6 protein-coding genes are annotated in these 9,260 nt (G+C 66.3%); 2 read left to right on the top strand and 4 right to left on the bottom strand.

Features of this window, described 5'->3' with window-relative positions; translation table 11 throughout:
* Positions 1–21 precede the first annotated feature (21 nt).
* Positions 22–1,704: a methyl-accepting chemotaxis protein gene (locus OIK44_RS24530; protein ID WP_273674738.1), complete on the bottom strand. Its 1,683-nt coding sequence runs from the start codon at positions 1,702–1,704 to the stop codon at positions 22–24.
* 212 nt (positions 1,705–1,916) lie between these two features.
* Here OIK44_RS24530 and OIK44_RS24525 point away from each other — a divergent pair, with 212 nt between their 5' ends.
* Positions 1,917–2,282 (top strand): nucleotide pyrophosphohydrolase, encoded by a 366-nt coding sequence (locus OIK44_RS24525; protein WP_273674736.1) that lies wholly within the window; start codon positions 1,917–1,919, stop codon positions 2,280–2,282.
* A gap of 25 nt (positions 2,283–2,307) precedes the next feature.
* Here OIK44_RS24525 and OIK44_RS24520 read toward each other — a convergent pair whose 3' ends face one another.
* Positions 2,308–3,936, bottom strand: a complete 1,629-nt coding sequence (locus tag OIK44_RS24520; RefSeq protein WP_273674734.1) for a methyl-accepting chemotaxis protein — start codon at positions 3,934–3,936, stop codon at positions 2,308–2,310.
* 214 nt (positions 3,937–4,150) lie between these two features.
* On the opposite strand from OIK44_RS24520, the gene OIK44_RS24515 reads away from it, so the two are divergent.
* A complete protein-coding gene (locus OIK44_RS24515) occupies positions 4,151–6,253 on the top strand; it encodes an alpha/beta hydrolase family protein (RefSeq protein ID WP_273674732.1) in 2,103 nt (700 codons plus the stop codon).
* 90 nt (positions 6,254–6,343) lie between these two features.
* On the opposite strand, the gene OIK44_RS24510 is transcribed toward OIK44_RS24515, so the two are convergent.
* Both OIK44_RS24510 and OIK44_RS24505 read right to left on the bottom strand, forming a co-directional pair.
* Positions 6,344–8,521, bottom strand: coding sequence for a DEAD/DEAH box helicase (locus OIK44_RS24510; protein WP_273674730.1), 2,178 nt, complete (start codon positions 8,519–8,521; stop codon positions 6,344–6,346).
* 226 nt (positions 8,522–8,747) lie between these two features.
* Positions 8,748–9,164 carry an SRPBCC family protein gene (locus OIK44_RS24505; RefSeq protein WP_273674728.1) on the bottom strand — a complete coding sequence of 139 codons (417 nt, stop codon included), beginning with the start codon at positions 9,162–9,164 and terminating at the stop codon, positions 8,748–8,750.
* Positions 9,165–9,260 lie beyond the last annotated feature (96 nt).

Below are 9,260 nucleotides of genomic sequence, written 5' to 3'. Positions count from 1 at the left end.
CGCGGGGACGACGACGCCGGCTCAGGCGCGCCGGGCGCGCCGCGCCGCCGCGGCGGGCGCCGCCGCGAGGCTGCGCAGCGGCCCCTGGCTGGGGCGCGGCGGCGCGGCGAAAACCGGGCGGGCCGGCGCCAGGTCCGACAACTTGAACACGCTGACCAGTTGCACCAGCTTTTTCGCCTGCTGCTCCAGCGCGTCGGACGCGCTGGCGGCATCCTCGACCATCTTGGCGTTTTGCTGGGTGGCGCCGTCCATGTCGTGGATGGCCTTGCTGATGTGGTCGATGCCCTCGCTCTGCTCCCTGCTGGCGACCGTGATCTCGCCCATGATGGCGGTGACCCGGTTGACGCTGGTGACGATGTCGCCCATCGTCTTGCCGGCCTGGTCGACCAGGCGCGCGCCGAAGGTGACCTGCTCGACCGAATCGTCGATCAGCGTCTTGATTTCCTTGGCCGCGCTGGCGCTGCGCTGGGCCAGATTGCGCACCTCGCTGGCGACGACGGCGAAGCCGCGGCCCTGCTCGCCGGCCCTGGCCGCCTCGACGGCCGCGTTCAGCGCCAGGATGTTGGTCTGGAAGGCGATGCCGTCGATGACGCCGATGATGTCGACGATCTTCTTGGCCGACTCGTTGATCGAGCCCATCGTCGCCACCACCTGCGACACCACGGCGCCGCCCTGGCCGGCCACCTCGGCCGCCGACAGCGCCAGCGCGTTGGCCTGGCGCGCGTTGTCGCCGTTGCGCCGCACCGTCTCGGTCAGTTGCACCATAGACGAGGCCGTCTCTTCGAGCGAGCCGGCCTGCTGCTCGGTGCGGTTCGACAGTTCCTGGTTGCCGGCCACGATACGCCCGGAGGCGCCATCTATCGTGTCGGTGGCGCCGCGCACGTCGCGCACGATGGCGAACAGGCTGGCGTCCATCTCGCTGAGGGCGCGGATCAGCTGGCCGATCTCGTTGTCCGAGTCGACGCCGATGCGCCCGCTCAGGCGGCCGGCGGCGACGCCGCGGGCGATGCCGACGGCCTGCCCCAGCGGCCCGGTGATGCCGCGCACCAGCACCACGCCGATCAGCACGCTAAGCACGGACGCTACCACGATCGCCGCGCCCATCAACCAGGCCGTCGCCGCGATCGTCGCGTGGACGGCGTCGGCGTCGCGCGTCGAGCGCTGCGCCAGCAGCTCCGTGAGCTCCTGCAGCAGCGGATCGGAGTTGCGGTAAGAGGGGTTGATGGTCTTGATCAGCACTTTTTCCGCGTCGTCCCACTTCTGCTGCTGGATCTCGGCGCTGGCGGCGGCGACGGCGTTCATGCCCAGGTTGGCGCTGACCGACAACCACTGCTCGACCAGGTTGCGCTCCGCCGTCGTGGCGATAGCGTCGCGGTAGGCCGACAGCAGCTTGTTGATCTCGGCGTTGGTGTCCTCTATCGTCTTGAAATGTACGGTCAGCGGATGGTCGTGCAATTTGGCCCACTCCATGACGGGGTTGTGCTGCAGCGCCTGCAAAATCTGGCTGCGGTTGATTTCCATCTTGAAGCGGATGCGCTCGACCAGCCTGGCGCTGACCTTGGCGTCCTTCTTCGCCGTGTTTTCCAGCAAGATGCTGGTATTGTGGATGCTATGGCCGCCTAGGCCGCCGATAAACAAGAGCATCGCCACAAAAAAAACCAGCGTCGAAACGATCAGCGTCCTGATCTTGATATTCTTCAACATGGAATCCTACCTTTCATATGGGGGCGGATCGTTGCCGACGATGCCGGCTTTTCCCTTCAGGAAAATAAAAGATATCTCAATTGAAACTCCGTGTTTCTGCGCTGGGTCAGTAAATGGCGCTCTGCCTGCGGCATCCGCGCAACGCCGCGCGGTGCTAAGATGCAGGCCTGGCGCGCCGGCACGGGCCGCGCCCAACCGGGGAGCACAGGGGCATGGACAAGGACGGGGCGCAGGACAGCCTGATCGAATTGCGCGAGCTGGCGCGGGCGTTTTCCGCCGAGCGCGACTGGGACCAGTTCCACACGCCGAAAAACCTGGCGATGGCCTTGTCGGTCGAGGTGGCGGAGCTGGTCGAGCATTTCCAGTGGCTGCCCAGCGGCGCCGACGCCGAACTCGACGACAAGAAGCGCCTCGGCATACGCCATGAAATGGCCGACGTCCTCGTCTACCTGATACGCCTGGCGGACAAATGCCATGTCGACCTGCGCGAGGCCGTGCTGGAGAAAATGCGCCTCAACGGGGAGAAATATCCGGCCGGGCTGGTGCGCGGCGACGCCCGCAAGTACACGGAATATTGAAGGGGAATGGCGGCGCCGCGGTCGCTTAGCGCTGCGTCTTGCGCGCCAGGCGCGCCGGCGCCGCCTTGCGCGCCGGCACCGTCCTCAGCTTGAACACGCCGATCGACTGCGCCACGCTGTCCGTGCGCAGCGCCAGATTGGCGGCCGCCGCCGCGGCCTGCTCGACCAGCGCCGCGTTCTGCTGGGTGATGCCGTCCATCTGGATCACGGCCTGGTTGACCTGGCCGATGCCCTGGCTCTGCTCGCGCGTCGTCGAGGAAATGGCATCCATCACTTGCGTGACCCGGCCGACCGAGGCGATCACCTCGGCCATCGTCGCGCCGGCGCCGCTGGTGAGCTGCGTGCCGGCGTTCACCGTGGCGATCGAATGGTCGATCAACTGCTTGACCTCCTTGGCGGCCGTGGCCGAACGCTGCGCCAGGCTGCGCACCTCGCCGGCGACGACGGCGAAGCCGCGGCCGTGCTCGCCGGCCCGCGCCGCCTCGACGGCCGCGTTCAGCGCCAGGATGTTGGTCTGGAAAGCGATGCCGTCGATCAAGCCGATGATGTCGAGGATCTTGCGCGAGGACGCGCTGATCTCGTCCATCGTCGTCACGACCTCGGCGACGATGCTGCCGCCCTGGGCGGCGATGGCCGCCGCCTGGCCGGCCAGCGCATTCGCGCTGGCGACGTGGCTGGCGCTGTTTTGCACCGTCGACGTCAATTCCTCCATGCTGGCCGCCGTCTGCTCCAGGCTGGACGCCTGCGACTCGGTGCGGCCGGACAAGTCCATATTGCCGGTGGCGATTTCCGCCGTGGCCACGCGGATATCCTCGAAATTGCCGCGCACATCGCCGATGATGCTGTGCAGATTGATATTCATCTGGCGCAGCGCCGCCATCAACTGGCCCATGTCGCCTTCGCCGCCGGCCGGCATGCCGCCGGTCAGGTCGCCACCGGCCATCCTGCGCGCGCCGGCAACGGCCTCCCGCAGGGGGGAGACCAGGCCCCGATGCAGGCTGAACCAAAAATACAGCGCCAGCGCGACGCCGCCGGCCGCCAGCGCGCCCAGGGCGGCGCGCGCGGCCGCGCTGGTGTCGCCGTCCACGCCCAGGACGGCGCCGCCCAGCAACAACATCAGCAGCGCCAACAGCGCCCCGTTCAGCCCGATGTGCCGGGCCAGCGGCATCTGCCGCAGCGCGGCGAGGCGGCCCGGCCAGCCGCGCCGCACCACTTTGCCGCCGCGCAAGGCGAAGCCGGCCGCCTTGCCGCTCTTGATACGCTGGTACAACTCGCCGGCCTCGCGCACTTGTTCGCGGCTGGGCTTGGTGCGCACCGACATATAGCCGACCGGCTTGCCGTCTTCGATGACGGGGGTGACGTTCGCCAGCACCCAATAGAAATCGCCGCTCTTGCAGCGGTTCTTGACCAGGCCCGTCCAGGGCTTGCCCAGCTTGATCGTCGCCCACATGTCGGCGAAAGCCTCGGCCGGCATGTCGGGATGGCGCAGGATGTTTTGCGGCGCGCCGAGCAATTCATGCCGGGAATAACCGCTGACCTCGACAAAATAGGGATTCGCGTAATTGATATTGCCCTGCAAATCCGTGGTGGAAACAATGGTCATGCCGTCATGTAAGACATATTCGTTTTGCGTGATTGGCGTATTGACGCGCATTGCCTCTTCCTCGAATTTTCAATTAACACAATAAAATCGGAAAAACAATATAACACATCAAGCCAGGCAACAATTACTTAAATGCAATTATTAACAATGAGTCAAGCGCGGTGGCGCGGCCATCCGCTCAAATTGTATTTTCGATAAATTGACAGCCGCTTATCTTGGATCAATACTTCGCGGTCGTATCGACAACCTTTCCAACAACTCGTCCATGCCCATGACCCTGCTTCGCTACTCCCTCGCCGCGCTGGCCATCGCCGCCGCGCCCCTGGCCCACGCCGCCGGCGCGCCGCCCCGGCCGATTTCCCACGAAGACGTCTGGCTGATGAAACGGCTCGGCGCCCCCGTGCCCAGCCCGGACGGCAAATGGGCGGTGTTTTCCGTCGTCGACAGCGCCTACGACAGCAAGGAGCAATGGTCGGACTTGTGGATCAAAGCCCTGGGCGAGAATAGCCCGGCGCGGCGCCTGACGCACTCGAAGGGCGGCGAAAGCGGCCTGAACTGGTCGCCCGACGGCAAGCAGTTATTGTTCGTCGCCAAGCGCGAAGGCGACGACAGCGGGCAGATCTACCTGATCGACATCGACGGCGGCGGCGAGGCGCAGCGCCTGAGCACGCTGACGCTGGGCGCGCGCCTGCCGAAATGGAGCCCGGACGGCCAGCGCATCCTGTTCGTCAGCGACGTCTTCCCCGGCGCCGAGGACGAGGAGGCCATCAAGCAGCAGGCCAAGGAGCGCAAGGAGCGCAAGCACAGCGCCCGCGCCTACGAGCAATTCCCGCCCCGCCATTTCGACAAATGGCTGGACGACAGGCAGCCGCGCCTATTCGTGATGGACGCGGCGCCCGGCGCCAAGCCGCGCAACCTGCTGGCCGGCAGCAAGCTGGCGGCCCTGCCGGGTTTCGCCGGCGCCCAGTCGGACGACGGCCAGACGCTGGAAGCCGTGTGGGCGCCGGACGGCCTCTCCATCGTCTTCGTCGCCTCGACCAACCGCGACGAGGCGGCGCGCGCGGCGCGCCTGACGCAGATCTTCACGGTCGCGCTGGCCGGCGGCGAGCCGCAAGCCCTCAGCCGCGACAAGCACAGCTATGAAAAGCTGCAATTCAGGCCGGACGGCAAAGCCCTGCTGTGCCTGACCCAGGCCGAGGAGGCCGGCAAGATCTACGACCTGAGCCGCCTGGCCAGCTTCGCCTGGCCCTCCGCCGGCGGCGCCGCGCCGGCCATCCTGACGGCGGCACTGGACCGCTCCGTGTCGCGCTTCGCCATGCCGCAGGGTGGCCAGCGGATTTTCTTCACCTACGAGCACGCCGGCCTGGAGCAACTGCACTCGATCGATTACCGCGGCGCCGACCTGCGCGCCGAAGCCTCGCCCGCCAGCGGCGCCATCAACTCCTTGCAGGCCGGCGGCAAAGCCCTCGTCGGCGTCTGGGAATCGGCCGTCAATCCGCCCGAGGTGTATGCCTTCCACGGCGGCCCGAAGCGGCTGACCGCGTACAACGTCGAGCGCGCCGCCGCCATCGACTGGCAACCGCCCGAGCACTTCTGGTTCACGACGGCGGACGGCCGGCGCATCCACAATATGATCGTCAAGCCGGCCGGTTTCGACCCGGCCAAGAAATACCCGCTGTTTTCCGTGATGCACGGCGGCGCCGCCAGCATGTGGCGCGACCAGTTCGTGCTGCGCTGGAATTACCACTTGCTGGCGCGGCCCGGCTATATCGTGCTGCTGACCGACTACAAGGGTTCGACCGGCTATGGCGAGGCGTTCACCCGCTCGCTGCAGTTCGACCCGCTGAAGGGGCCGGGCGAGGACATCAACGAAGCCGTCGACGCGGCGATCCGCAAGTACCCCTTCATCGACGGCCAGCGCCTGGCGGCCGGCGGCGCCAGCTACGGCGGCCACCTGGCCAACTGGCTGCAGGCGACGACGACGCGCTACAAGGCCATCGTCTCGCACGCCGGCGAGATGGATCTGGTGATGCAGTGGGGCACCAGCGACAGCGGCTTCGGCCGCGAGGTCAACAGCGGCGGCCCCGTCTGGGGCGGCTTGCCCGTGTGGCGCGAGCAAAGCCCGATCATGCAGGCCGGTAACCACGAGAAGGGCACGGGCTTCCGCACGCCGATTTTGATCACCGTCGGGGAACTCGATTACCGCGTCCCCGTCAACAACGCGCTGATGAATTTCGCGACGCAGCAAAGGCTGAACGTGCCGAGCAAGCTGATCGTTTTCCCGGACGAGAACCACTGGGTGCTGAAGGGCGAGAACAGCCGCTATTTCTACAAGGAATTGCATGGCTGGCTGGCCAAGTACTTGTAAGACGGCGGGCGCCCCCCGCAAGAGCGTTGCGGGCAGATAAAAAAACAGGGGCCGCGTTGGCGGCCCCTGCTTTATGACGCCGGGATCAGCTTAGCCCGGCTTGAAGCTCTTGCGCGGCTTCGTCGCGTAATCGCTTTTACCCTTGAACGCGGGCTTTTTCGGCGACGCCGGCGCGCTACTGCCATCGTCTAGGCTGATGTGCAATTGCTTGCCCGCGACCCACACCGACTTCAGGTGGTCGAGGATGTCCGGCGGCATGCCTTCCGGCAGGTCCAGCACGCTGTGTTCGTCGAAGATGTCGATGCGGCCGATGTGCTTCGCTTCCAGCTTCGCCTCGTTGGCGATGGCGCCGACGATGTTGCTCGGCGTGACGGCGTGGTTGCGGCCCACTTCGATGCGGTAGGAAATCATCGCCAGCTTGCCCTTCGGCTCCTTCTTGGCGCGGGCCGGCGCGGCGTCGGCGGCCGGCGCCGCCTTGCGCGCGGGCGCGGGCGCCGCGTCGACGACCGGCTTGGCCGCCGGCGCGCGTGGCGGCGCGGCCGGCGCGGCATGCGGCGCGGCGCCGTCTCGGCTAATGCGCAACTGCTGGCCGGCAACCCAGACACCCTTCAATTGCTCCAGCAACTCGTTCGGCAGCGTGTCCGGCAAGTCGAGCACGCTGTAATCGTCGTAGATTTCAATGCGGCCGATGTGCTTCGAGTCCAGCCCCGCCTCGTTGGCGATGGCGCCGACGATATTGCCCGGCTTGACGCCGTGGGCGTGGCCCACTTCGATGCGGAAGGTTTGCATGCCGGCGTCGGCCTGGCGCACGATGCGCTCCTTCTTCGGGAAGGCCGGCCGCTCGGCGCGCTCGAAACGCTCGCCCCGCTCCGGGCGGTCGAAGCGCTCCTGGCGCTCCGGGCGCGCCGGCCGCTCGTCGGCCCACGACGAGCTCGCCGCCTGGGATTTTTTGTCGAGCAGCAAAGGCGTGTTGCCGCGGGCCATTTTGGCCAGCGCGGCGGCGATTTCGACGGCCGGGATGTTCTGTTCGCGCTCGAAGTCCTCGATCAGCGACTGGAACTGTTCCAGCTCGCCCAGCGCCAGCGTGGCGCTGATCTGCTCCTTGAACTTGGCGATGCGCACGTCATTGACGGCCTGGATGGTCGGCAGTTCCAGCATGCCGATCGGCTGGCGCGTCGAGCGCTCGATCGCCTTCAACAGGTTTTTCTCGCGCGGCGTGATGAACAGGATCGCCTCGCCGCTGCGGCCGGCGCGGCCGGTGCGGCCGATGCGGTGGGTATAGCTTTCCGGATCATGCGGCACGTCGTAGTTGACGACGTGGCTGATGCGCTCGACGTCCAGGCCGCGGGCGGCGACGTCGGTGGCCACCAGGATGTCGATCTTGCCATCCTTGAGCTGCTGGATGGTGCGCTCGCGCTGGGCCTGCTGGATGTCGCCGTTGATGGCGGCGGCGGAGAAGCCGCGCGCCTGCAGCTTGCCGGCCAGCTCCTCGGTGCCCAGCTTGGTGCGGGCGAAGATGATCATGCCGTCGAAGCTTTCCGCTTCGAGGATGCGGGTCAGCGCGTCGAGCTTGTGCATGCCCGACACCAGCCAGTAGCGCTGGCGGATATTGTCGGCCGTGCCGGTCTTGGCGGCGACGGTCACCTCGGCCGGCTGGTTCAGGTAGGTGGTGGCGATGCGCTTGATCACCGACGGCATGGTCGCCGAGAACAGCGCCGTCTGGCGCGTTTCCGGGGTTTCCTGCAGGATGCGCTCGACGTCGTCGATGAAGCCCATGCGCAGCATTTCATCGGCCTCGTCCAGCACCAGCGTCTTCAGTTTCGACAGGTCGAGCGAGCCTTTGTCGAGGTGGTCGATGACGCGGCCGGGCGTGCCGACGACGACGTGGACGCCGCGGCGCAGCGCCGACAGTTGCGGGCCGTAGCTCTGGCCGCCGTAGATCGGCAGCACGTGGAAGCCGGGGATGTGCTGGGCGTAGACCTGGAAGGCTTCGGCCACCTGGATCGCCAGCTCGCGCGTGGGCGCCAGCACCAGCGCCTGCGGCGACACTTGCTTGAGGTCGATGCGCGACAGGATGGGCAGCGCGAACGCGGCCGTCTTGCCGGTGCCGGTCTGGGCTTGGCCCAGCACGTCGCGGTTGGCCAGCAACAGGGGAATGGTGGCCGCCTGGATAGGCGACGGGGTTTCGTAGCCGACGTCCTTCAGCGCGCGCACCAGCGCGTCGCTCAGTTGAAGGTCGGAAAACAGGGAAATAGGTGTGTCGGACATGAATTCACTCACAAGTACGCTCGAATCGCCCAATGCGAAAGAATGCTGTATACAGTTTACTCTCTACTGGCGCAAGCCGGGCGGAAGCATGGCAGAGATGAGCCATTTTTCCGCGCAAAAAGCGGAAAAATCGCCATATCGCCCGCCAAACCGGCAATTTCTGAACTATTCGGCATTGTTTCAAGGGGGCGGCGCCGGCCCTCGGGACGGCGCCGTTGGGACCGGCTTAAATGCCCATGATGCGCTTCAGGTCAAGGAAGGCGCTTTCATACAGATGCTGGAAGACGCCGACCATCGCGTCCTCGACGCCTTCGACGGCATCGAACTGGCCCGACCATTCGGCTGTACAGTCGGCCGCGTCGGCGCCGCCGAGCACGCGCAGCGTCGAATAGTAGTTGCTCACAGGGATAGGCCCGGAAATGATGGTGTAGCTATAGCTGCGCTCGGCCTCGCTGAAGTGCAGCAGGCGTTCGGCGATGACGGCGCCGTCCGTCGTTTTCAGGCGGCGCACGCGGCCGCCCTGCTCCGGCAGGCTGCTCTTGATCGAGCTGGACCATTCAGCCAGCGTATGGAAGCCGCCGATGAAGTCCCACACGCGCGCGGCCGGTGCCGCCAATGTCACAGAAACGCTTACTTTGGCCATACTGAAATCCTACCTATTATTGTTGAACCGGGCGCCAGGGCCCATCCGGGCAGGACATTACCATAAACACACGGCGCCTGCCGAGCCCGCGTTGCG

It is taken from the genome of Janthinobacterium fluminis, assembly GCF_028595325.1.
Taxonomy (GTDB): domain Bacteria; phylum Pseudomonadota; class Gammaproteobacteria; order Burkholderiales; family Burkholderiaceae_D; genus Janthinobacterium; species Janthinobacterium fluminis.
The sequence above is the reverse complement of the archived record's forward strand: the minus strand, read 5'-3'. Positions and strand labels throughout refer to the sequence as shown.